Source organism: Rahnella bonaserana (assembly GCF_019049675.1).
Classification (GTDB): domain Bacteria; phylum Pseudomonadota; class Gammaproteobacteria; order Enterobacterales; family Enterobacteriaceae; genus Rahnella; species Rahnella bonaserana.
The window spans coordinates 139,345-162,922 of the sequence record NZ_JAFMOW010000060.1; the positions used below are offsets into that span (position 1 = coordinate 139,345).

25 protein-coding genes are annotated in these 23,578 nt (G+C 52.6%); 11 read left to right on the forward strand and 14 right to left on the reverse strand.

Translation table 11 applies throughout. From position 1 onward, the window contains the following. Positions 1–64 precede the first annotated feature (64 nt). From J1778_RS10275 to J1778_RS10295, 5 genes are all read right to left on the reverse strand, one after another. A complete protein-coding gene (locus J1778_RS10275) occupies positions 65–856 on the reverse strand; it encodes an ABC transporter ATP-binding protein (protein ID WP_217173097.1) in 792 nt (263 codons plus the stop codon). Between the two features lie 53 nt (positions 857–909). After that, positions 910–2,517: an ABC transporter permease gene (locus J1778_RS10280; protein WP_238484652.1), complete on the reverse strand. Its 1,608-nt coding sequence runs from the start codon at positions 2,515–2,517 to the stop codon at positions 910–912. Positions 2,518–3,434: 917 nt separating this feature from the next. Further along, a complete protein-coding gene (locus J1778_RS10285; RefSeq protein WP_217173099.1) occupies positions 3,435–5,306 on the reverse strand; it encodes an amidohydrolase in 1,872 nt (623 codons plus the stop codon). A gap of 14 nt (positions 5,307–5,320) precedes the next feature. Then, on the reverse strand, positions 5,321–5,881 hold the full coding sequence (locus J1778_RS10290; RefSeq protein WP_217173100.1) for an antibiotic biosynthesis monooxygenase: 561 nt from the start codon (positions 5,879–5,881) through the stop codon (positions 5,321–5,323). A 118-nt stretch (positions 5,882–5,999) separates the two neighbouring features. Further along, complete coding sequence (locus J1778_RS10295) at positions 6,000–6,416, reverse strand: winged helix-turn-helix transcriptional regulator (protein WP_217173101.1); 417 nt, start codon at positions 6,414–6,416, stop codon at positions 6,000–6,002. Between the two features lie 132 nt (positions 6,417–6,548). On the opposite strand from J1778_RS10295, the gene J1778_RS10300 reads away from it, so the two are divergent. Continuing rightward, positions 6,549–7,406: an SDR family oxidoreductase gene (locus J1778_RS10300; RefSeq protein WP_217173102.1), complete on the forward strand. Its 858-nt coding sequence runs from the start codon at positions 6,549–6,551 to the stop codon at positions 7,404–7,406. Between the two features lie 70 nt (positions 7,407–7,476). Here J1778_RS10300 and J1778_RS10305 read toward each other — a convergent pair whose 3' ends face one another. Continuing rightward, positions 7,477–7,734 carry a biofilm/acid-resistance regulator YmgB/AriR gene (locus J1778_RS10305; RefSeq protein WP_217173103.1) on the reverse strand — a complete coding sequence of 86 codons (258 nt, stop codon included), beginning with the start codon at positions 7,732–7,734 and terminating at the stop codon, positions 7,477–7,479. 75 nt (positions 7,735–7,809) lie between these two features. Between J1778_RS10305 and J1778_RS10310 the strand changes: the two genes are divergently transcribed. Together J1778_RS10310 and J1778_RS10315 are read left to right on the forward strand one after the other, a co-directional pair. Beyond that, entirely contained in the window at positions 7,810–8,136 is a 327-nt protein-coding gene (locus J1778_RS10310; RefSeq protein WP_217173104.1) for a hypothetical protein, read from the forward strand. 115 nt (positions 8,137–8,251) lie between these two features. Then, on the forward strand, positions 8,252–8,788 hold the full coding sequence (locus J1778_RS10315; RefSeq protein ID WP_217173105.1) for an AAA family ATPase: 537 nt from the start codon (positions 8,252–8,254) through the stop codon (positions 8,786–8,788). Here the strand turns inward: J1778_RS10315 and idi are convergent. Further along, positions 8,741–9,274, reverse strand: coding sequence for an isopentenyl-diphosphate Delta-isomerase (gene idi, locus J1778_RS10320; RefSeq protein WP_217173106.1), 534 nt, complete (start codon positions 9,272–9,274; stop codon positions 8,741–8,743). The two genes, J1778_RS10315 and idi, sit on opposite strands and share 48 nt — an antisense overlap. Before the next feature lie 25 nt (positions 9,275–9,299). Further along, a complete protein-coding gene (locus J1778_RS10325) occupies positions 9,300–9,719 on the reverse strand; it encodes a MarR family winged helix-turn-helix transcriptional regulator (RefSeq protein ID WP_217173107.1) in 420 nt (139 codons plus the stop codon). A gap of 156 nt (positions 9,720–9,875) precedes the next feature. Here J1778_RS10325 and J1778_RS10330 point away from each other — a divergent pair, with 156 nt between their 5' ends. The 8 genes from J1778_RS10330 to msrA all read left to right on the forward strand — a co-directional run bounded on the left by J1778_RS10330 (position 9,876) and on the right by msrA (position 19,291). Next, on the forward strand, positions 9,876–10,463 hold the full coding sequence (locus tag J1778_RS10330; protein ID WP_217173108.1) for a non-oxidative hydroxyarylic acid decarboxylases subunit B: 588 nt from the start codon (positions 9,876–9,878) through the stop codon (positions 10,461–10,463). Between the two features lie 42 nt (positions 10,464–10,505). Further along, positions 10,506–11,936: a non-oxidative hydroxyarylic acid decarboxylases subunit C gene (locus tag J1778_RS10335; protein WP_112289695.1), complete on the forward strand. Its 1,431-nt coding sequence runs from the start codon at positions 10,506–10,508 to the stop codon at positions 11,934–11,936. A gap of 29 nt (positions 11,937–11,965) precedes the next feature. After that, positions 11,966–12,193, forward strand: a complete 228-nt coding sequence (locus J1778_RS10340) for a non-oxidative hydroxyarylic acid decarboxylases subunit D (RefSeq protein ID WP_112289696.1) — start codon at positions 11,966–11,968, stop codon at positions 12,191–12,193. A 378-nt stretch (positions 12,194–12,571) separates the two neighbouring features. Beyond that, on the forward strand, positions 12,572–14,125 hold the full coding sequence (locus J1778_RS10345; protein ID WP_217173109.1) for a peptide MFS transporter: 1,554 nt from the start codon (positions 12,572–12,574) through the stop codon (positions 14,123–14,125). A gap of 243 nt (positions 14,126–14,368) precedes the next feature. After that, the gene (locus J1778_RS10350) at positions 14,369–15,748 is read left to right on the forward strand and encodes a glycoside-pentoside-hexuronide (GPH):cation symporter (protein WP_217173110.1); all 1,380 of its coding nucleotides are present in this window, start codon (positions 14,369–14,371) and stop codon (positions 15,746–15,748) included. Beyond that, the gene (locus tag J1778_RS10355) at positions 15,745–17,784 is read left to right on the forward strand and encodes a glycoside hydrolase family 31 protein (protein WP_217173111.1); all 2,040 of its coding nucleotides are present in this window, start codon (positions 15,745–15,747) and stop codon (positions 17,782–17,784) included. Before J1778_RS10350 ends, J1778_RS10355 begins: the two co-directional genes overlap by 4 nt. A 244-nt stretch (positions 17,785–18,028) precedes the next feature. Then, positions 18,029–18,535, forward strand: coding sequence for a peptide-methionine (R)-S-oxide reductase MsrB (gene msrB, locus J1778_RS10360; RefSeq protein ID WP_217173112.1), 507 nt, complete (start codon positions 18,029–18,031; stop codon positions 18,533–18,535). 18 nt (positions 18,536–18,553) lie between these two features. Next, a complete protein-coding gene (gene msrA, locus J1778_RS10365) occupies positions 18,554–19,291 on the forward strand; it encodes a peptide-methionine (S)-S-oxide reductase MsrA (protein WP_217173113.1) in 738 nt (245 codons plus the stop codon). Between the two features lie 81 nt (positions 19,292–19,372). On the opposite strand, the gene J1778_RS10370 is transcribed toward msrA, so the two are convergent. From J1778_RS10370 to J1778_RS10395, 6 genes are all read right to left on the reverse strand, one after another. Then, the gene (locus J1778_RS10370; protein WP_217173114.1) at positions 19,373–19,678 is read right to left on the reverse strand and encodes a hypothetical protein; all 306 of its coding nucleotides are present in this window, start codon (positions 19,676–19,678) and stop codon (positions 19,373–19,375) included. Between the two features lie 20 nt (positions 19,679–19,698). After that, positions 19,699–20,964 carry a PTS sugar transporter subunit IIC gene (locus J1778_RS10375; protein WP_217173115.1) on the reverse strand — a complete coding sequence of 422 codons (1,266 nt, stop codon included), beginning with the start codon at positions 20,962–20,964 and terminating at the stop codon, positions 19,699–19,701. Between the two features lie 72 nt (positions 20,965–21,036). After that, on the reverse strand, positions 21,037–21,339 hold the full coding sequence (locus J1778_RS10380; RefSeq protein ID WP_113876466.1) for a PTS sugar transporter subunit IIB: 303 nt from the start codon (positions 21,337–21,339) through the stop codon (positions 21,037–21,039). Between the two features lie 65 nt (positions 21,340–21,404). Then, complete coding sequence (locus tag J1778_RS10385) at positions 21,405–21,848, reverse strand: PTS sugar transporter subunit IIA (RefSeq protein WP_217173116.1); 444 nt, start codon at positions 21,846–21,848, stop codon at positions 21,405–21,407. A gap of 205 nt (positions 21,849–22,053) precedes the next feature. After that, positions 22,054–22,650 (reverse strand): P-loop nucleotide/nucleoside kinase family protein, encoded by a 597-nt coding sequence (locus tag J1778_RS10390; RefSeq protein WP_217173117.1) that lies wholly within the window; start codon positions 22,648–22,650, stop codon positions 22,054–22,056. After that, entirely contained in the window at positions 22,643–23,578 is a 936-nt protein-coding gene (locus J1778_RS10395; protein ID WP_217173118.1) for a tagatose-bisphosphate aldolase, read from the reverse strand. Before J1778_RS10395 ends, J1778_RS10390 begins: the two co-directional genes overlap by 8 nt.

Consider the following 23,578-nt stretch of genomic DNA (forward strand, 5'->3'; position numbering starts at 1 on the left):
GGAACGGGGGTCATATGAGCATGAAGAGTCTGACGGTGATGAACCTACAGCATCACCGGCGGCTTCAAAGCTGCGTGGCCGTCAGCGCAATCTTGTGATTCAACGTATCACTGATTGTATCGACCCAGACTTTGGTATTTTCCTGCGTGCGGGTTTTGCGCGGAATATCGATACTGAATTCATCCGTGATGGTGCCGGGTGAACCTGTCAGTAACAGAACGCGATCGCACAGCATCACCGCCTCTTCAATATCATGCGTCACCAGAATCATCGACTTCGTTTTGATGTAATGCTTCTCCCACAGTTCCATCAGATCCTGACGCAGCTTATTGCCGGTATAAATGTCGAGTGCAGAGAAGGGTTCATCAAGCAACAATAGCTGGGGTTCAACCGCCAGCGCACGTGCAAATCCAATCCTCTGCCGCATTCCGCCGGATAACTCTTTTGGATAGGCATCCGCGTAACCCGACAGACCGATAAGGTCGATCATATCTACCGTTCTGCGGTTCACCTCATTTGCGGGTAACCCTAATGCCTGCAGGCCAAAGGAGACATTGCCAAACACGGTGAGCCATGGGAAAAGCGCAAATGTCTGAAAGACCATACTGGTATCCGGGCAGGGGCCGGTGACGGGTTGATCATTACACACAATGGAGCCAAAACTGCTGTCAACCAGCCCGGCAATCATCCGCAGTAAGGTCGATTTCCCTGAGCCAGACCTTCCCAGCAAAGCCACAATTTCATTTTCTCTGACCTCCAGATTGATATTATCCAGTACGCATTGCGTATGTTTTTGTCCTTTTTGAAAGGACTTGGACACATTTTTAATTTCTAAAACAGTACGAGTATGTTTCATGTCATTTTCCCGGTATTAATAGGTTTCTGAGCGACGTATTAGAATTCATGGAATTAGTCGAATTTAAACCGCGTTTCTGCAAAGCGATAAAGTGGCTGCCAGATGAATATCACGCAAAGGGCAACCATAAAGCACATCGCAATGCAGCCCAATGCAGCCTCAGGGTTTTGCCCGGCCTCGGTGGTGGTGGAAATGAATGCGCCCAGTCCGTTGGTTTTGAGCGTGACGTCGCCCCAGTTCAGTACTTCGGCAGCAATGGCAGCGTTCCAGGCTCCGCCGGCGGCAGAAATAATGCCTGTCACGATGTAAGGGAAAATGGCGGGCAAGATATACCGGCTCCACCACATCCAGCCTTTCACACCAAAGACACGGCTTACATCCACCATCTGACTTGGGATAACAGATGCCCCGGCAATCACGTTAAACAACACATACCACTGGGTGCCCAGCATGATCATCGGAATCGTCCAGGCATTCAGACTTTGGTGCCAGGTGATCAGAATGACGGTCACAATCGGATAGAAAACGTTAGACGGAATGGCGGCCATGATCTGAATCACCGGCTGGAAAATGCGCACCAGCCGCGGACGCAGGCCGATCCATACGCCGAGCGGCGTAAAGATGACAATGCTTAACAGCATGGCGATGATCACCCGCGCCGCCGTCAGTCCCATCCATTCAGGAAGCTGTGACAGGTACTGGAAGGGCAGATAGCCCCATAAAATATGGCCGTAGTACAAGCAGGCGACGGCAATCGCCAGATACCACAGACTCGCCCATAGCCAGTTGAGTATCCCCAGGAAATTAAACAGACGATGCAACCCGAGCAGGTACCACGCCTTAGGCAATGTGAACAGCCAGAACTGGCAGAAGCGGCTGCCCAGTTTTCCCAGCTGATGCCCGGTGAATGACCGCTGCAGGCAGTTATAAAACCAGGAGGTTGGCCGTTCAGCATAAGAGATATCTTCATATTTAAACTGACTGGCATAGCGCACTAACGGGCGAAAAAGTAACTGGTCAAACAGCACGATGGTGATGACGAGAGCCAGCACACCCCACAGCACACCGTGGATGCTCCCGGCATCAATAGCCTGACCCAACCAGGATCCGATACCGGGCAGATTGACGTTTTTGTCACCTATGGTCAGCATCTCGGAGGCAATCAGCGCAAACCATGCCGCCGACTGCGACACCATGGTATTCCAGAGTAAACCAGGGAAAGAGTAGAGGAATCCCAGCCGCCAGAACCGTTGCCACGGATTGCACTGAAACGCGCAGGAGACTTCGGTGAGTTCGTTAGGCACCACGCGTAAAGTCTGATACATCGTCAGCATCATATTCCACGCCTGTCCGGTGAATACGGCAAAGATGGCGAGCCCCTCAAGCCCCATCACGCTGTGAGGATACAGCCCCAGGAAGAAGGCGGTCGTAAAGGTCAGGAATCCAAGCAGAGGAACGGATTCCATAAAGTTGACGAAGGGCAAAATAATGCGGCGCATCGCGGCATATTTCGCAGCAAGTACACCGAATACCACGGTGAAAATGAGTGAGAACGCTAACCCAAACAGCAGGCGCATGGTGGTACGTAATGCGTAATAAGGTAAATCTTTATAATCTTGAGTGACTGGCGGCAGCGTGCTCCCGTCAAAAGGAGTGTGCATGCCTTGCCAGCCATAAATCAATAATCCCGCTAACAGACACAATATTGAGATGATAATCAGATCATCCAGGCCGAATCTGTTCCGGCTTATAACTGGGGTGTTCTTCTGCATAACGTTAATTCTCAGTGGGAATTTTTATATCGATAAAAACCGATAAGCAGAGAGAATAGGGCGTAATTAATCCCTCCGGATAAATGGAGTTATTTTTTACGCCGTATTCAATTTAGAATAATGTCCATCACGGTAACAATTTTAAGACGCCGTTACCCTGATGAACCTCGCCCTCTCAGGGGAGAAGACTGTCTATGTGCGATTTAACCGCGCGGTGGTAATGCGTTGAGAAGTATTGCTTCAGGGTCTGAACGAAAGGAAGGGCGCGTGACGGCCGGGCGGCCGGCGCCGTAATGCCTGTAGTGGCAAGCGTATCGCTGAAAGATGAAGAACCTGTAGTCTTCAGCATCAATGGAAAGACAAATTTTTTTAACAGCATAAAGCACCTCGATATAACAGTATCGATATAAAGATAATCTTCGCCCTTAATTAATCGGGCTTGAGGCTCTGATTATCCTTACAGACACTGACAGGCGCTGTGGATAATCAGGTGTTGGTCGGAATACCCGACGGGGGTTCATCGTTTAACATACACGTCCTCTCTGGATTTATTATTAATTGCAAGCGGATACTATCAGGGCAATATTAAACAGAACGTATATATATACACAATTGAGGGATATTTCTCCGGGGGTGTTAATTGGGCAGGATTCTCGGAAAAATAACGTCGTTTACTGAGCAAGACGCAACAGAGCCGGATCGTTTATCGAAATGCATCATCAATATTATGTGCAGTGTTGCTGAAGCGCGGGTACAGCGCCCGAAATGTTATCGGGCGCTAATTTTTGTCATTCAGTTACTCATGATCAGAACGAGAAGCACGAACATCCCAGCGCGCCCCAGAAAGCGTTGTCGTTGGACACCGGGACATCCGATCCACGGGCGATGTCATGGCTGTGTTTATGCACGCCACACGGACCGGCGCACTGATGTGCCTGACGAACCAAACCGACGCGCGCCGCACCCTCTGGCGGGGCAGAGCGGTAGTGGCCCGGCACTTTAGTGACCGGTGACCAGTCTGGTAAGACCGGGATTGCAGGAGGCGCGAGCGGTGAGAAACTGCCTGCCGCGTAAACCACTTTGCCGTCCACCACAGTCATCACTGATTCGATGCCCTTGATGCGTTCTTCCTGCACGCTGAAGAAATCTTCAGAAAGCACCGCCAGATCGGCCAGTTGTCCGGCTTTGATCTGACCTTTTTTGCCCTGCTCGCTGGAGAACCACGAACTGCCCTGCGTCCACAGCATCAGCGCGGTTTCGCGGTCGATGCGTGCATCGTCATCGTACATCGCCATGCCGCCGACGGTGCGGCCGGAAACCAGCCAGTACAGCGCTGTCCAAGGGTTGTAACTGGCAACGCGCGTGGCGTCGGTGCCCAGCCCGACCGGTAAACCGGCGGAAAGCATTTTCGCTACTGGCGGCGTATGTTTGGTGGCTTCGATGCCGTAACGGTCAGCGAAATATTCCCCCTGAAACGCCATGCGATGCTGAACCGCAATGCCACCGCCCAGCGCTTTCACACGTTCAATATTCCGCTCGGTGATGGTTTCCGCATGGTCAAAGAACCAGTGCAATCCGTTGAACGGAATGTCTTTGTTCACCTTTTCGAAGACATCGAGCATACGGCTGATCGACTCATCATAAGTGGCATGCAGGCGGAATGGCCAGCGGTGCTCCACCAGATGACGCACCACGCGTTCCAGCTCGACTTCTGTTCCCGGCGGTAGATCCGGGCGTGGTTGCAGGAAGTCTTCAAAGTCAGCGGCGGAGAACACCAGCATCTCGCCCGCGCCGTTGTGACGGTAGAAATCGGTGCCCTGACCCGGTTTCAGCATGTCCGTCCACAGTTCAAAATCTTCCAGCTCATGCTGCGGACGCTGGGTAAACAGGTTGTAGGCGATGCGTACCGTAAGCTGATTTTTCTGATGAAGTTCATCAATGATCTGATAATCCTCAGGATAGTTCTGGAAACCGCCGCCCGCATCAATCGCGCTGGTCAGGCCGAGACGGTTCAGTTCGCGCATAAACTGGCGGGTGGAATTGACCTGCTGTTCCAGCGGCAGTTTCGGGCCTTTCGCCAGTGTCGAATAGAGGATCATCGCATTGGGTTTGGCGATTAACATACCGGTCGGATTGCCGTTGCTGTCGCGCTGAATTTCTCCGCCCGGTGGATTTGGTGTGTCTTTGGTGTAACCGACCACTTTAAGCGCGGCGCGGTTGAGCAGGGCACGGTCATATAAATGCAGGATAAATACCGGTGTGTCGGGTGCTGCCTGATTGATCTCTTCCAGCGTCGGCATCCGGCGCTCGGCGAACTGAAATTCCGTCCAGCCACCCACCACGCGCACCCATTGTGGTGATGGCGTGCGCAGCGCCTGTTCTTTCAGCATCCTCAGCGCATCGGCCAGAGAAGGCACGCCTTCCCAGCGCAGTTCCAGATTGTAGTTCAGCCCGCCGCGGATCAGGTGCAGGTGGGAATCGTTCAGACCGGGAACCGCCGTGTGACCGTGCAGATCCACCACCTGGGTGGACGCATCCGCGAACTGCATCACTTCATTTTCAGTACCGACAGCAAGAAATTTGCCGTCTTTAATCGCCACGGCGTTCGCCAGTGGTTTCTCCCGGTCAACGGTGTGAAATTTGCCATTAATCAGGATCAGGGATGCAAAACTTGTCATTGGAAAAGCTCCTGTCAGTGCGCGGAAGTGCGCGTCAGCCATGAATGGAAAACTCGGGTAATGATTGGCATCCAGAGGAAAACCACCAGCGCAACCACGGAGGCGTCATTGAGCAAATGACCGCCTTCCGTGCCTTTGAGCTGTGGCAAAAATTGCCCCCAAAACCAGGGCACAATGTGGGTTGAAGGGTAAATCACCAGCAAAGTCAGCAGATATTGTTTCCAGCGGGCAGGCGGGCGAACGGTCGCGCTCGGTGGGGTAAACCAGAATTCCGCGCCGGGACGCACCTCGGTGCTGTCATCCTGTAACAGCAACGGGCTGACTTCTGCCACCAGCTGTTTACGCAGTTCAGAGTTGTGCCAGGCGTTGAGATTTTCCAGCGTGTCGAAGCGCACCAGAATGGTGTACGGATCGCCGCTGCGGCTTGGACGGATGACGTTGACACCCAGATGTCCCGGGAACGTGCTCGCCTGCGGCATGATTTTGTTCAGCCAGGCTTCGTACTGCGCCTCACTGGCGGGGGCAATTTTATGTGTAATGACGAGCGTAACGTGTTGCTTGTGGGACTGGGACATACATCACCTCAGCTGATTTAAATAAAAGCATTTATCGAATCAATGAAATGATGTTAGTCGGCAGTTTGAATCAATGATAGGTGAGAATTTTTGCGTTCTTGTTAAGTTTTTTTGCGGGTTATTCTTCACCGACTACGCGCAGTTCGCGCTGTCTGAGAATGCGATGCAAATTAAACTCCAGCCAGTCGGCCAGCCCGGCAACCTGGTCTTTCATCTCAAGCCCGAGAGGCGAGAGGCTATACTCAACATGCGGCGGCACCACCGGAAACGAATGCCGGTCCACAAAACCATCTTCTTCTAATGTCTGCAGGGTTTGCGCCAGCATTTTTTCGCTGATGCCACCGACTTTGCGCCGCAGTTCGCTAAAGCGCAGCGTTTCGTCGCACAGGGCAATGAGTATCAGTAAACCCCAGCGGCTGGTGACATGGCGCAGTATTTCGCGGGAAGGACAATTCGGATCGAGGATTTTCCCCTGACGGATTTGTTCTGACAGCGGCAGGTGCGATTCAAATTGGTCTGACGGAATTATTTTCATACTTACCTTTTGGTGCGTACTTACGAAAAGTAAGTGTATCGCATAGGATGTCTTCACGGCGACGCATTTCGCGTCTTCCAGAACATAAATCCAGAACATGAACATTGTGTCGAACCTTTCAGGAGAATAAATATGATCGCAGTTACCGGTGCTACCGGCCAGTTAGGCCGCCTTGTTATTGCCGCACTTCTGAAAAAAGTGCCCGCTAATCAGATTATCGCCGCTGTGCGCAGCCCTGAAAAAGCCAAAGATCTGGCAGATTTAGGTGTTCAGGTGCGTCAGGCGGATTACAGTCAGCCTGAGACGCTCGATTCAGCGTTTAAAGGCGCAGAGAAACTGCTGCTGATTTCTTCAAGTGAAGTCGGTCAGCGTGAAGCGCAGCACAACGCGGTGATCGCGGCGGCGAAACGCGCAGGCGTGAAACTTCTGGCTTACACCAGCCTGCTGCACGCGGATAAATCCCCGCTCGGTCTGGGCGTTGAACATCGCGCGACCGAAAAAGCGTTAAGTGAAGCCGGCATTCCTTTTGTCCTGCTGCGTAACGGCTGGTATACCGAAAACTATGCCGCGAGCATTGCACCGGCTTTGGCGCATAACGCCTTTATAGGTTCTGTCGGCGAAGGGCGGATTTCTTCCGCTGCGCGTCAGGATTATGCCGAAGCAGCGGCTGCCGTTCTGGTGCTCGAGGATCAGGGCGGGAAAATCTACGAACTGGCGGGCGACGAATCCTATACGCTGGCAGAGTTCTCGGCGGAAATCGCGCATCAGTCCGGCAAGAAAGTGGATTACGTGAATCTGCCGGAAGCGGAATTTGCTAAAGCGTTACTGGGTGCAGGTTTACCGGAAGGTCTGGCGAATATGCTGGCAGATTCTGACGCGGGCGCAGAAAAGGGCGGTCTGTTTGATGATTCTCATACATTGAGCAAACTGATTGGTCGTCCGACAACGCCGGTGAAAGACGTGATTGCTGCGACACTAAAATCGCTGTAATGCACAAAAACTTACGGAAGAAGTGATCACCGGCCTGCTAGCACTGTGGCTTAACAGGCCGGTGTATTTGTTAAATTACGTCATCTTGCGTGGAGAGCAACACCAGCTCCAGCAAATTACGGCAACCCTGCTGGTTGCTGACGTTAGACTCCTGCTCCAGCTGGCGCAGCAGCCCTTCAATAATCGCTTTGTTGCTTACCGGATAGCCGTTGTTTAACAGCCCTGAAACGATGGTGCCGAGGATCTCGACTTCGCTTAATGTTGGCGTTTCACGGGATTTGAAATAATCACTGATTTCTGTAACTGTTTGTTCTGCTTCGAGTTGCATGTAGACCTCCTCAAACTTTTCTGCGAATTACCCTCGCCGGAAAAGTGCCTATTGCCAGTCAGAAAAGAGAATATTGTGAAGCGTTTCTTCACAATTGCCTTCCCTGTTCATCCCGTGATTATTTTGTACAAAAATAAATTCAGCCGTGAAAAAAACCTTTGGAAGAAGGGAAATCCAATTTTTTCTTCCAAAGGCCAGGCTGAAATTGCCCGTAAAAGACGGACTAATGATGAAGCAGGGGGTACAATAAAGTTATACAATGATTACAATTTTGTACAGGTATGGATGCGAAAAATCTTAAATAGTGTTGCTAGCAATGTCTCAAAAAGCACGAAATGCTCAATTTATTCTAAAGCGGTTACATTCACAGGACGCGTTAGTTTCATATGTAATGGTAAATAAGGTGACTTCTGCGGTTGTCTCTTTGCGTCTGTACAACAGTCCGCCTGTGCGGCAGAATAAGCGCCCTTTTTTCGCTATCCGGCGAATTCTGCAACAGCAGATCAGGAGTCTTGCGGTGAAAGTTAACGTCATTGGCACCAGCGGCAGCGGCAAATCAACACTGGCACGCGGCATTTCTCAGAAACTGAATATTCCCTATATTGAACTGGATGCGTTGTTCTGGCGGGCTGACTGGCAGGGTACGCCTGACGAACAATTCTTTGCCCGCCTTGAAGAAAAAATGGCAGCCAGCGACAGCTGGGTGATTGACGGCAATTACAAACGGACGCAACCCGTCAAATGGCGCAATATTGATCTGATCGTTTGGGTGGATTATTCGTTCGGGCGCACGTTGTTTCAGGCAGTCAAACGGGCGGCTACGCGTGCGTGGGGCGGACAGGAAATCTGGCCGGGGACAGGTAACTACGAGACGTTTCGCAAAAGCTTTTTCAGCCGGGAGTCGATAATTCTGTGGACGCTGAAAACTTACAGAAAAAACCGCCGCCAGTATGAGGCATTACTTCGTGACCCTGCATGGCAGCATGTCCGCTTCGTGCGTTTACGCTCACCCCAGCAGACTGAGGTTTTTCTCAGTGATCTGACCGAGCTGTAACACCATCCACGGGCTGAAGGCCCACGGAGTCGTGCGCACGCTGCTCAGCAAATCTTCCGGTTTCACCCACTGATAATCCATCACTTCAGACTCGCGCGGTACCGGTGTCTGGCCGGTGAAGGCGGTAAAAATCGGGCAGAATTCATTTTCGACAATGCCGGAAGCATCGGTGGCGTGATACTGAAATTCATCAACCAGCGAGGCGATGTTTTCAACGGATAATCCAATTTCATACTGACAACGGCGCAGAACCGCCGCCTGCAGGGACTCGCCGGGCAGCGGATGCCCGCACACGGAATTCGTCCAGACTCCCGGCCACGCGACTTTGCCCAGAGCGCGGCGCGTCAGCAAAATCTCGCCACGATCATTGCGGATGTAACAGGAAAACGCCAGATGCAGCGGAGTATGTCCGGAATGCACCAGCGCTTTGTCCATGGTTCCCGATGGCTGATGTTGTCCATCCAGCAACACGACTTCTTCAATCATACAAACTCCCGTGACTCCTCTGCCTTCAATCCTCAGCTTCCAGCATTTGCTTAAGTAAACGCACCAGATGTTGCTGATCGTCAGGAGATAATCTTGCTAAAAACTCGGTATCCACCTGCTCACCGACCGGCTGTGTATTCGCCAGAACGGTTTTTCCCTCTGCGGTCAGCGTAATAAAACGCCGGCGCTTATCTGCCGGATCGGCCTGACGCACTAACAGCCCGCGTGATTCCAGCCGTGACAACATTTCTGCCAGTGTAGCCTTGCTGCTGATCGCCACACCGGTTAGTTGTACCTGTTCAATACCCGGATTTTCAGCAATCGAGCGCAACACGGCGTACTGCGGTTTGGTCAGTTCCGGGATGCATTGCTGCCAGCGTGCGGTGTGCTGCTGGAATACCTTACGCATTATGTGAAAGGCTTCCTGTCTCAATTGTGTGCTCATTATCAGTTTCCGCTGTTCTTATAGGTTTCCGGCTATTTTAGCAACCACTGAGGAATGAATGCGACAGACCATTGCGGTGATTTGAAAAGGAGTATAAGGTAAAAATCATTCGTATACGAACAAAATGTTCAAAGTCATGATCTGTGTGAGGCTGAAATGAGACTGATTGTAGGGATGACGGGCGCGACGGGTGCGCCGCTGGCGGTGACGCTGTTGCAGGCGTTACGGGATATGGACGGGGTGGAAACGCATCTTGTGATGTCGAAATGGGCGAAAACCACGATTGAACTTGAAACGCCGTACACCGCACGGGAAGTCAGTGCGATGGCCGACTTCACGCACAATTGCGCCGATCAGGCAGCCACGATTTCTTCAGGCTCATTCAAAACGGACGGCATGATTATCATTCCGTGCAGTATGAAAACGCTGGCGGGTATCCGCGCCGGCTATGCCGAAGGGCTGGTCGGTCGCGCGGCAGATGTTGTGCTCAAAGAAAACCGCAAACTGGTGCTGGTTCCGCGTGAAACCCCTCTCAGCACCATTCACCTTGAAAACCTGCTCGCACTTTCCCGCATGGGGGCCGCAATCGTGCTGCCGATGCCGGCTTACTACAACCATCCTGAAACCATTCAGGACGTGACAGACCACATTGTGACCCGCGTGCTCGACCAGTTCGGCCTTGAATATCATCGGGCTAAGCGTTGGGCAGGGTTATCGGCAAAAAGTGACGGTGTCACTAATTAATTTCTAAAACGTGTTAAATCTACTACGTACAGGAGAATCGAGATGGCTTTTGATGATCTGCGCAGCTTTATGCGCGCACTGGATGAGAACGGACAACTGCTGAAAATCACCGAACAGGTGAAAGCGGAGCCGGATCTGGCCGCGGCGGCGAACGCCACGGGCCGTATCGGCGAGGGCGCACCTGCGCTGTATTTTGACAATGTGGAAGGGTTTACCGACGCGCGTATTGCTCTAAATACGCTGGGATCCTGGCCTAATCACGCCATTGCAATGGGACTGCCGCCTTCCACGTCGACCAACGAACAGATTGCCGAATACATCCGCCGCTGGGATACATTTCCGATCACACCTGAGCGCCGTGAAAATCCGGCGTGGGCAGAAAATACCGTCGACGGTGAAGACATCAACCTGTTCGACATTCTTCCGCTGTTCCGCCTGAACGATGGCGATGGTGGTTTCTATCTCGACAAAGCCTGTGTAGTGTCCCGCGACCCGACCGACCCGGACAGCTTCGATAAACAGAATGTCGGCATTTATCGTATGGAAGTGAAGGGCAAACGTAAACTCGGGCTGCAACCGGTACCGATGCACGACATTGCGCTGCACTTACATAAAGCGGAAGAACGCGGCGAAGATTTACCGATAGTCATCACGCTGGGTAATGACCCGATCATTACGCTGATGGGCGCAACGCCGCTGAAATATGACCAGTCGGAATATGAAATGGCGGGCGCATTGCGTCAGGCACCGTATCCGATCGCGACGGCACCGCTGACTGGTTTTGACGTGCCATGGGGTTCAGAAGTGATCCTCGAAGGGGTGATTGAAGGACGTAAACGCGAAATCGAAGGGCCGTTCGGCGAATTCACCGGCCATTATTCCGGTGGCCGCAACATGACCGTGGTGCGTATTGATAAAGTGTCGTACCGCAACAATCCCATTTTTGAATCCCTCTATCTCGGCATGCCGTGGACCGAAATCGACTATCTGATGGGGCCGGCCACCTGCGTGCCGCTGTATCAGCAACTTAAAGCCGAATTCCCGGAAGTGCAGGCAGTCAACGCTATGTACACCCACGGTCTGCTGGCGATTATCTCCACGAAAAAACGTTACGGCGGTTTTGCCCGTGCCGTGGGGCTGCGCGCAATGACCACTCCGCACGGTCTGGGGTACGTGAAAATGGTGATTATGGTCGATGAGGACGTGGATCCGTTTAACCTGCCGCAGGTGATGTGGGCGCTTTCTGCCAAGGTGAATCCGGCGGGCGACCTGGTTCAGTTGCCGAATATGTCCGTGCTGGAACTGGATCCGGGGTCATCTCCGGCGGGGATCACTGACAAACTGATTATTGATGCCACCACGCCGGTCGCGCCGGATAACCGCGGTCATTACAGCCAGCCGGTACGCGATTTACCGGAAACCAAAGACTGGGTCGCCAAACTCAATTCCATGCTGGACGGGCGCAAAGCCTGAACATTCATTAAAGATAGTAAGGAGTGATTATGATTTGTCCACGTTGTGCCGATGAGCATATCGAACTGATGGCCGTGTCCCCGGTAAAAGGTGTCTGGACCGTGCATCAGTGCCAGCGTTGTTTATACACCTGGCGTTCCACCGAGCCGTTACGCCGCACCAGCCGCGAACATTATCCCGAAGCGTTTAAGATGACGCAGGCCGATATCGACAACGCGCCGATGGTGCCGTCAATCCCGCCACTTCTGGCGGAGTAATGTGACGTTCTCCTCCCTCTGAAAAGGGGGGGTGAGAAGCTTCATAAGCCGTTTTTACGGGAATTCATCTGAACATAAATTTTCTGCGTAAAAACAGTTTAGGTAATCTCTAAGAAAATTCCTGAAATCAATCAGTTAAAATTCTATTTCCCTGAAAACCTCCTTCTTTTTTCTCCTCAATAGTTGCGCATTTTTGCCAACATAAACTCTGTAAAGGTAGACAGTTGTCGACTTTTCCTCTAAAAGTTCTGCAGTTCTCGCCAGACAAAACTAGTTTCGAATGGCAAATAATAATTTCTGAATGTTAAAGAGCGGCGAAATGATAACCGCCAGGCATTGAGATTTTACAAACACTACGACACACCTTTTGGAGAGTTTATGCATTCCTCTGATCACAAAAACGAGAGCCGGACGTTCTTCGGTCATCCTTATCCGCTGGGTTCTCTGTTCTTCACAGAAATGTGGGAGCGGTTCTCGTTTTACGGTATCCGTCCTTTACTGATCCTGTTTATGGCAGCGACGGTGTATGACGGCGGCATGGGACTGGCGCGTGAAAACGCATCGGCCATCGTCGGTATCTTTGCTGGCTGTATGTATCTGGCGGCGTTGCCGGGCGGATGGCTGGCAGATAACTGGCTGGGACAGCAAAGAGCAGTCTGGTACGGCTCGATCCTGATTGCACTGGGTCACCTGTCGATTGCCTTGTCGGCTTTTATGGGCGACAACCTGTTCTTCATCGGCCTGATGTTTATCGTACTGGGTTCCGGCCTGTTCAAGACCTGTATCTCGGTCATGGTGGGCACGCTGTATAAGAAGGGCGACGCACGCCGTGACGGCGGTTTCTCGCTGTTCTATATGGGCATCAACATGGGGTCGTTTATTGCACCGCTGATTTCCGGCTGGCTGATAAAATCGCATGGCTGGCACTGGGGCTTTGGTATCGGTGGTATCGGTATGCTGGTGGCACTGATTATCTTCCGTGTGTATGCCGTACCGGCAATGAAACGCTATGACAGCGAAGTCGGTCTGGATTCCACCTGGAATAATCCGGTGGCGAAGAAAAACGGTGTGGGTGCCTGGTTACTGGCGCTGGCCGTCGGTGTAGCTATTGTCGTGACGCTGATTGCGCAGGGCGTGATCGTCATCAATCCGGTCGCTGTCGCCAGCGTGCTGGTTTATGTGATTGCGGCTTCCGTCGCTCTGTACTTTATCTACCTGTTCCTGTTCGCCGGACTTAACCGCAAAGAGCGCGCCAGACTGCTGGTCTGCTTTATCCTGCTGGTTTCCGCCGCGTTCTTCTGGTCTGCGTTCGAGCAAAAACCGACCTCGTTCAACCTGTTTGCGAATGACTACACCAACCGTATGATCGGCGATTTTGAAATCCCGGCGGTCTGGTTCCAGTCTATCAATGCATTGTTTATCATCCTGCTGGCACCGGTATTCAGCTGGGCGTGGCCGATGATGGCACGTAAAAACATCCGTCCGAGCAGCATCACCAAGTTCATTATCGGTATTTTGTGCGCAGCGGCAGGCTTTGGCCTGATGATGCTGGCGGCGCAGAACGTGCTGAACAGCGGCGGCGCAGGTGTTTCACCGTTCTGGCTGGTGGGCAGTATTCTGATGCTAACGCTCGGCGAACTCTGCCTGAGCCCGATTGGGCTTGCGACCATGACATTACTGGCACCCGAAAGAATGCGCGGTCAGATGATGGGGCTGTGGTTCTGTGCCAGTGCACTGGGTAACCTGGCGGCGGGTCTGATCGGCGGTCACGTGAAAGCCGATCAGCTGGACATGCTGCCTGATCTCTTCGCGCGTTGTTCCATCGCGTTGCTTATCTGTGCCGCAGTGCTGTTCGTGCTGATTATTCCTGTCCGCAGAATGCTGGAAAACGCACAGGCCAGTTCAGAACAGAAACCTGTCACTCACGCCTGACGGAAAGTGATGTGATTATCGACCCTTAACCGGTCGGTGCAGTCAACAGAAATGAGGTGGTCTTCGGACTGCCTCATTTTTTTTTGATCATATCCATGTTACCGGTATCACATTAATCAAAAAACATAAGAAATTTATAACATCTCGCAATTGTGACGGCCTTTTAACCATTCTATAACAAGTCCTCGGGCCACGGACGGACTGACTTTTTTGTGTTTAACCCTACAAAAGGCAGGACGAAAAATGACTGCGAAGTTATCCGTAAAAGAAAAAATCAGCTACGGTCTGGGGGATATGGCGAGCCATATTGGCCTGGATAACGTGATTATATTTTTGACGTTTTATTACACCGATGTTGTGGGATTACCGGCGGTTTTCGTCGGGACAATGTTTCTGGTCGCACGCGTTGCGGATGCGATTGTTGACCCCGCAATGGGGCTGATTGCCGACCGCACGCAGACCCGTTTTGGTAAGTTTCGCCCCTATATTCTGTGGCTTGCGCTGCCGTTTGGTGCCAGTTGTTTACTGGTTTATGCGGTGCCTGAATCGCTGTCTTTGGGCGGCAAAATGGTTTACGCCAGCGTCACCTATTGCGTGATGATGCTGATGTATACCGCCATCAACATTCCTTACTGCTCGATGGGGGCGATCATTACGCCCGATAATACCCAGCGTATTTCTCTGCAATCTTACCGGTTTTTCCTCGCCACACTTGGCGGCGCGATGTCCACTTTCCTGATGATGCCGCTGGCAGAAATGATGGGCGGCGGCAATAAACTCGACGGCTATTTCGGCGCGATGGCCATCATGGCGTCGATTGCCGTGGTGATGTTCCTGCTGTGTTTTCTCAATACGAAAGAACGTATCAGCGCACCGCCAACGCACGAGAATTTCCTCTCCGATCTGCGCGATTTACTACGAAACGATCAGTGGCGTGTGGTCGCGGCCCTGATCTTCTTCAACATCTCATTCGGCGTCGTGCGCCTCGGCGCGATGATGTATTACGTCACCTATTATCTCGGCAATGCCAGCTACTTTATGTGGCTGCTGGCTGCGCACATTATCGGTAAAAGCCTCGGCAGTTTGCTGGTCAAACCGCTGACGCGCAACCGCAGCAAACTGGCGGCGTTCACGCTGTGCGCCATTCTGACAGGCGTGCTGAGCATGGCGATATTCTTCGTTCCGGCGTGGATTTCCCTGCTGGTCGGCATGACGTTGCTGGTGTCCACGTTCTATCAGGTCACGACCACGCTGATGTGGGTGATGATGTCCGACGTGGTGGATTACGGCGAATACAAACAGGGCAAACGCATGGACGGCACGGTGTTCTCGACCTTGCTGGCGATCCTGAAAATGGGGATGGCGGTGAGCGGGGCCGTCGTTGGCTGGACGCTCGGCATGAGCGGTTACGTGCCGCACGCCGCGCAACAAAATACCGCCGCGATGCTGTCCATTATCGCGCTGTTCTCACTGGTGCCGGGCGTGTTGTCGATGTTCAGCGCGCTGTCGATGCGCTGGTACAAGCTTAACGACGCGACCATGAAACAGATTAATCAGTCCAAAATTTCACGGGAACACGAGCCTGTCCCTCAGGCCACCTTGCATACACAGGAGTCCGCATGAGCGAATTAATCGCCGAAAAAAACCGCATCCTCTGGCATTTTGATCAGCAAACGCTGGTGATTGAACCCTGGGGTGAAAACAGTCTGCGCGTGCGCGCCACCTGCCGCCCTGAACTGAATGAACATCTCTGGGCGTTGCTGCCGCAAACCGAACAGCCGCAAACCGACATCAGCCGCGGCACCGAAACGCTGAGTATCCGCAACGGCAACATCACGGCGACGGTGAATATCAAAGGGCAGCTGGCGTTTTATAACCAGCGCGGTGAGCTGATCCTCGAGGAGTTCTGGCGTCAGCGTTCGACGGTCGGTATCGGCGCGACGGAGAAAAGTCAGGACAAATACATCAGCGCGCTGAAGATGGATGCCCGCGAATTCAAGGCCATTCCGGGCGGCAAGCATCAGCTCACCGTGCGTTTTGAGTCGCGCCCCGACGAGAAAATCTACGGCATGGGCCAGTATCAGCAGAGCTGTCTGGATCTGAAAGGCTGCACGCTGGAACTGGCGCAGCGCAACTCGCAGGCCAGCGTACCCTTTATGCTCTCGAGCCTTGGCTACGGGATGCTGTGGAACAATCCGGCAATTGGCGAGGCGACGTTCGGTAAGAACATCACCCGCTGGGAAGCGCAGGTTACTGAGCAGATGGATTACTGGATAACCGCCGGTGACACACCGGCTGACATCATGCATCAGTACGGTTGCGCGACCGGTACTGCGCCGTTAATGCCGGAATACGCCACCGGTTTCTGGCAGTGCAAACTGCGTTACCGCACCCAGCAGGAAGTGCTGGACGTGGCGCGGGAATACAAACGCCGTAATTTGCCAATTTCAGTGATTGTCATCGATTTCTTCCACTGGCCGAATCAGGGCACCTGGTGTTTTGATCCCGTGGACTGGCCGGATCCGAAAGCGATGGTCGCGGAGCTTAAATCGCTGGGCATCGAAACGATGGTGTCCGTGTGGCCGACGGTGGACAGCCGTACAGACAACTATAAAGAGATGAAATCCAAAGGTTATCTGGTGAATACCGATCGCGGGGTGTCAGTGAATCTGGATTTCCTCGGCAACTGCACGTTCTTCGATGCGACCCATCCCGGTGCGCGTCAGTTTGTCTGGGAAAAAGTGAAGCAAAACTATTACGACCTGGGGATCCGCACCTTCTGGCTGGACGAAGCCGAGCCGGAATACCGCGCCTATGATTTTGATAACTATCGCTATCATTTAGGACCGGTGCTGGAGGTTGGGAACATCTATCCGCAGAAGTTTGCACAAGGTTTTTACGACGGCCTGCAACAGGAAGGCGAACACGAAATCGTCAATCTGGTGCGCTGCGCCTGGGCTGGCAGTCAGCGTTACGGCGTGCTGGCGTGGTCGGGTGATATCCATTCTTCCTTCCACGCGCTGCGTAATCAGATCGCCGCCGGACTGAACATGGGGCTGGCGGGGATCCCGTGGTGGACGACAGATATCGGCGGTTTCCAGGGTGGTAATGTGAACGATCCGGCGTTTCAGGAACTGCTGATCCGCTGGTTCCAGTGGGGCGTATTCTGTCCGGTGATGCGTCTGCACGGCTACCGTGAGCCGCAGATCCAGCCCTCAGAACCGTGGCGTGACGGTATCGCGCAGTGCAACAGCGGCGCACCGAATGAGGTCTGGAGCTACGGCGAAGAGAATTACCAGCTGATGAAAAGCGGCCTGTTCCTGCGCGAAAAACTGCGTCCTTACATCAGCCGCGTCATGCAGCAAGCCCACGAAAATGGCGATCCGGCGATGCGCACGATGTTCTACCAGTATCCGCATCAGCCCGAAAGCTGGCAGGTTGAAGACCAGTACATGCTTGGCGCCGACATTCTGGTTGCGCCGGTCCTCTACGCGGGTCTGCGGGAGAGGGAAGTGTGGTTACCGGCAGGGGACATTTGGGTGGCGCTCAATGGTGAACGCTATGAAGGTGGAAGGGCGATTACGGTCGCCGCGCCAATGAGTGAAATCCCGGTGTTTGTGCGGGAGGGTACGAAGGTGAAAGCAGAACTTGGTATTTGACCTGCTCCTCTCCCTGCGAAGGGGGAGGCGGGGAGGGGGTTTAGCAGACAACACCCATCTTCGTATACACTCTGACCTTAGTTTTTGACCTTAATACCCCACCCCACCCCAACCCTCCCCTTCGCAGGGGAGGGAGTTAACCCAATCCCCCAGTTATCACAAAACTGTTAACTCTCCGCGAGGATTCCGTAATCCCTCCCCTTGTAGTCTGATGCCATCGACAGTAACCGGACCGGTGGCAATAATGATTAACAGACGCAATTTCCTGCTGGGCAGCAGTGCGGTTTCCGCGGTCGCTGTGATGGGGCTGCTCCCGACGTTTTTCCCGCGTAAAGCGGATGCACAGGCGAAAGCCGAAACGTTTGAATTTACCCTGACCGATGAGCAATGGCATCAGAAGCTGAACGATGACCAGTACCACATTTTGCGCGAGGCAGGTACCGAACGGCCTTATTCCAGCCCGCTAAATAACGAACATCGGGCGGGCGAGTTTGCCTGTGCGGGGTGCAATCTTCCTCTCTTTTCCTCAGCGACCAAATTCGACAGCCATACAGGCTGGCCGAGTTTCTGGAAGCCGTTACCCAATGCCGCGCTGACCAGCCGGGATACCTCGTTTGGCATGGTGCGCGATGAGGTGCATTGCCGCCGCTGCGGCGGGCATCTGGGACACGTATTTGATGACGGCCCGCAGCCGACCGGCCTGCGTTATTGCATGAACGGGCTGGCAATGACGTTCACTCCGAAAGCTTAATCAGTCAGGACATTCATAATGAAAAATGCAGCCAAAAAAGTGCGCAGCTTGCGTAATTACAGCCTGATCGCCGGACTGATGCTGGCTTCGGCCCTTGCCTTTCAAAATAACGCCTGGTCGTGGGGCGGTGGCGCGGAACCGGCGGTGGTGATCCCGGCACCGGCAAAAGATGAGCCTGCAGGAACGTCGCACAGCGAAACGGCGCTGTTTGCCGGCGGCTGTTTCTGGGGGATTCAGGGCGTATTCCAGCATGTGAAAGGCGTGACCAGCGCGGTGTCGGGATATGCCGGAGGCGAGGCGCAAACGGCCAGCTATGAGCAGGTGAGCAACGGCGATACAGGCCATGCAGAATCGGTCAAAGTCACCTTTGACCCGACGCAGGTGACTTACGGCGAACTGCTGCACATTTTCTTCTCGGTAGGGCATAACCCGACGGAGTTAAACCGTCAGGGACCGGATACCGGCAGTCAGTATCGCTCGGCGGTTTTCCCGCTCAATCAGGCGCAGGCTGACGTGGCGAAAGCGTACATTGCCCAGCTCGATGCCAGCCACAGTTACAGTGAACCGCTGGTGACAAAAGTGGAAAACAATGCACACTTTTATCCGGCAGAGGCTTATCACCAGAATTTTTTGAACGATAATCCGGACTACCCGTACATTGTGGTGAACGATCTGCCGAAAATTAAAGACTTGAAACAGCATTTCCCGGCCGATTATCGTGAACAGCCGGAGCTGGTGAAGGGCGTTAACCCCTAGGAAAAAATAAAGAAGCCGCGGCGTTATCCGCGGCGGCTTCTTAAGGGGTTATCTGACCAGATATCCCGGATTTACCGTGGCTTAAAATCCGTAACGGATAGCATCTTTGCTTTGCTGCATCAGCGCATCAATTTTTTCTGAATAGGCTTCCAGCCCTTTGCCGTCACCCGCCTCTGAGCACTGACGACGCCGCGCGTTGTAGGCTTTCATCAACTGTGCTTGTGCAAAGCCCGGCTTGCCATAGCACGCCATACTCTGCTCCCAGCAGGTGATGGCGGCATCCAGATCCTGTTGCTCCTGATACTGTTTTCCCAGCTCATTAAGCGCTTTCGCCGACTCCTGCGGCGGCAGATGTTGCGCCAAAATCTGCTCAATACGTGTATCCATAAAGATGACCTCCGGCTCGCTTAGTGGAAGAAGTTGAGGATATGACCAAATACCAGCCCGACGCTGATGACATCAGAGTCACTGAACGTCACGTTCGAGAAGCCGAACTTGCCCAACAGTGGCAGCAGCAGCGCCGGAAGCAGGGTGATAAACAGGCCATGGAAGATCCCGCCGATAATCGCGCCACGACGTCCGCCGACAGCATTACCGAAGATGCCCGCCGTACCTCCCGCGAAGAAGTTCGTCAGCATGCCCGGTAAAATCATCGCCAGCCCGAGACTCGGGAACAGGAACATGCCGATCACCGAACCGATCGTCGTGGAGATGAAACCGATGATGACGGCGTTCGGTGCATAGGGGAAAAGCACCGGGCAATCGAGCGCCGGGATAGCATTCGGGACAATGCGCAGGGCGATGCCGCGAAATGCCGGCACGATTTCCGCCAGCAGCAGGCGTACGCCGGACAACAGTACGTATACCCCGACCACAAACTGAATCGACTGCAGGAAGGAATAGACCAGATAGTTGACGCTGTTAGCGTAAGGCGCGACCACCTCAGGGCCTGCGGCAATGGCGGGGATCAGGTAAATTGGGATCATTACCACCATCATCGACAGGTAGGTATCCTGCAGAAAAGAGAAAGACTGAGGCAGTTCGAAGTCTTCGGTGCTTTTACTGACATCCCCGGTGACTTTCGCCACGCCGGCCTGCACCAGGTAGCCAATGGTGCAGAAATGCCCGAGGGCAATGTCATCAGAACCGGTAATTTTGCGCACAATCGGCTGCGCCAGAACCGGCATACCCACCGCCATCACCCCGGCAATAATCCCGCCGGTGAGGATCAGCTCTGTACCTCGCAGTCCACCCATATAGCCGATGACCGAACATACCGTCGCCATCCACAGGGAAGCCTGGCCGGTCAGGAAGATATATTTGAACCGGGTCAGACGGGCAATAAGAATATTGACGATAAATGCCAGCACCATAATTAATGCGGTTTCACGGCCGAGTGTTTGTTGTGCAATCCCGGCAATGGAACCGACATCGGTGACAATCCCGCGCATATGGAACCCTTTCTGGAATATTTCTCCCAGAAAGGTTAGGGCATTAACAATAATGCTTGCGCCGGAAAGCAGCACTAAAAAGCCCAGAAGCGTTTTTAACGTACCGGTAATAACTTGCCCGGCACTTTTCTTTAACGCAATCAGACCAATCATGGCGATCAGTGATATTAATATTGATGCCTGGCCTAATACATCATTGACAATAAAGTGAAGGAAAGACATAAGCGTCCCCTGTAGAGTTCACGGTAATTGTTCTGTCGATTTATAAGTGTTTTTAATTTAAATAATAATTTATTAAATGGCCAGATGTCCCATTTCCTGAAGGATAGGAGTCAACTTGGTCTTTATTTCATTTTTATCAACCAGACGCTTCAGATAAATAATGTTGGCGTTGATTGTGTAATGCTGGAATTGCGATCTGAAGTTTTCGCCGGTCATAATAATGTCGGCTCTCGATGACGTGGCACTGGAAATATCACAATGTGATAAATCGGCTTCCACACCCAAATCTTTTAACGCTGCTTCGATACTCATTTCACAGGCAAAACTGCTGCCCAGACCCGCACCGCATACCGCCAGGATTGATAGCTTTTTCATCATTTTTCCTTACGTTCTTTGTAGGTGTTCATAAAGGGTTATGTTTATCTCTTTTCACTTCACGTTTAAAACTGCCGGATAATATCTAAAGCTTCCTGTCTGTTTTTACTGCGTTTTAACCGCTCTGCCGCCTCGTCATCACAGAACAGATGGGAAAGGCTGGCAATCATTTCTATGTGCGAATGGCTGTCCACAGCGGCCAGCGCGAAGATGACGTAAACCGGATCGTTATCTTCACTGCCAAACTCAACGCCTTCTGAAACAATCACCAGGGACAGTGCCGTATGGTTAACCCCTTCTTCTGGCCGGGCGTGTGGCATGGCAATACCTTCACCCAAAACATAATAAGGACCAATCTCCCGGTGCATATCATATATAGCCTGAAGATAGCGACTTTCCGCTGCACCCGAATCAATTAACGGTTGCACGGCAAATGCCACTGCACTTTTCCAGTCTTCTATTTTACTGATGATTTGCGTGTTATTTTCATTAATCCAGTCGCTTAACATAATGCCTCTTCATAAGAGTAGGGTATTTTCTCAGTATGATATTTTATTAAAATAAAAACTGTGATCTATCCAGTCCTGTTAGCCATCAATGAAAGATAATAATTTCAGGCGACCTGAAAGAATGAATGATAGCAGAGGTTTAACAACGTCCTGATATCAGAATTAACTTACTTTTCGGTAAACGAATATTTCCTTTGGTCAGCTTTCATTGAATTTGTGTGTCGAATGAATTCATTATCCACTGATGAATATCAACAATATTTACAGGCTTATTTTGTCCAATAACATTCTGATCAACAGAATAAACTGGTCCTGATGTTATTGGCCGTGCATTTCCTGCGAGAATTTTTAATTCGGGAATATATTCTGCCCCGACATGTCCCGGTAAACGTTCGCCCAGTCGTGAGGCAAAACGTCCGGCAACCAGTTCAGCATCAATCTGGCACCAGATTTCCACGACCTGCGTGACGCCCGCCCGTTGCAGATAATCCTGCAAGACTTCCTGGGGCTGAAAACCAAACCACGCATCGACAATAAAAGTGCTGCCCTGTGGTGCGCCGCCGATGATGTCCCAGATAACCTGATAGCTGGCCTGACCGAGCACGCGGTTAAACGGACGATCGACATTTTCCAGACGCTGAAGAAACGGGTTTTTAATGCCATCAAGCGACAGTTGCAGCCAGCCGCTGTATGCAGAAAGCTCAACGGCGAGCCGGCTTTTACCTGACGCCGGGATCCCGTTCACCAGGATAACGCGTTTGCCGGTAAAGCCATTTCGTGAGGTGCTTCTGTTTTCAGACATGTTCCACCTGTTCAGTTTGGTTGTGTGCCGGAGCATGAAAATATTGCTGAATAACGGCCTGCAGTTCGTTCAGACGCGGTACCGCCAGCGATTCCAGACGGGATTTCGTTGCGTTGCGATCCAGCGAAATGCAGTCTTTCCACAATGAACGGCCTGCGATAACGCCTGACGCGCCCTCACTCATGGCATCCGCTACTTGTTTGAGGAAAGTGGCATGGTCTACACCCGCTGAAAGCACTGCCCAGGGCACGTCTCCTGCAAGTTTAGTGATGTCGGCGCAGGCTTGTTTCGAGCCAGGATAAGGCAGTTTCAGTACCTTCGCACCGCATTCCAGGCAAATCTTCGTGCCGCCATAAACCAGGGAAGGGACTTTTTCTTTATATTCTTCCTCGGTTTCGTTGTCGAGTTTATAGGTCAGAAACTCCACCACCAGCAGCAGGTCTTCGCGGGCGAAGTCCTCAATGCACTGACGCAGAATATCAATGTTATGTCGGTTAGCGGCTTCCTGATCTGAGCGCAGATAGACCATGATTTTGCCGCCGGTCGCCCCCAGTTCACGTACGCGGCGTGCATCTACGTTAGCGACCAGGCGTGACAGACGATAACCTTCCGGCGAGTTATCCCAGCCAGAAGCATCAAGGCCAATGAGCAACGCGGTGTCGCGGGCAATAATCCCGTTATCCACCAGTTGCGGGACGGCGCAGACCGGATCGACCAGCACACAGGAGGCTTTACTGGCGAGATATTGGGTGATGTCGGCTTTGATAAGCCCGAGTTCGTGTTCAGAAATGGCGGATTGTTGTTGCGGGTCACTGGCCAGCAGACTGCGCATGGCGCCGCGCTGGTCACAGGCGATCACCAGCATCGCGCCGTTCTTGCCACAAATCTGCTGATAACTGCGTAATTCTGAAGTAGACATTTTTGACAT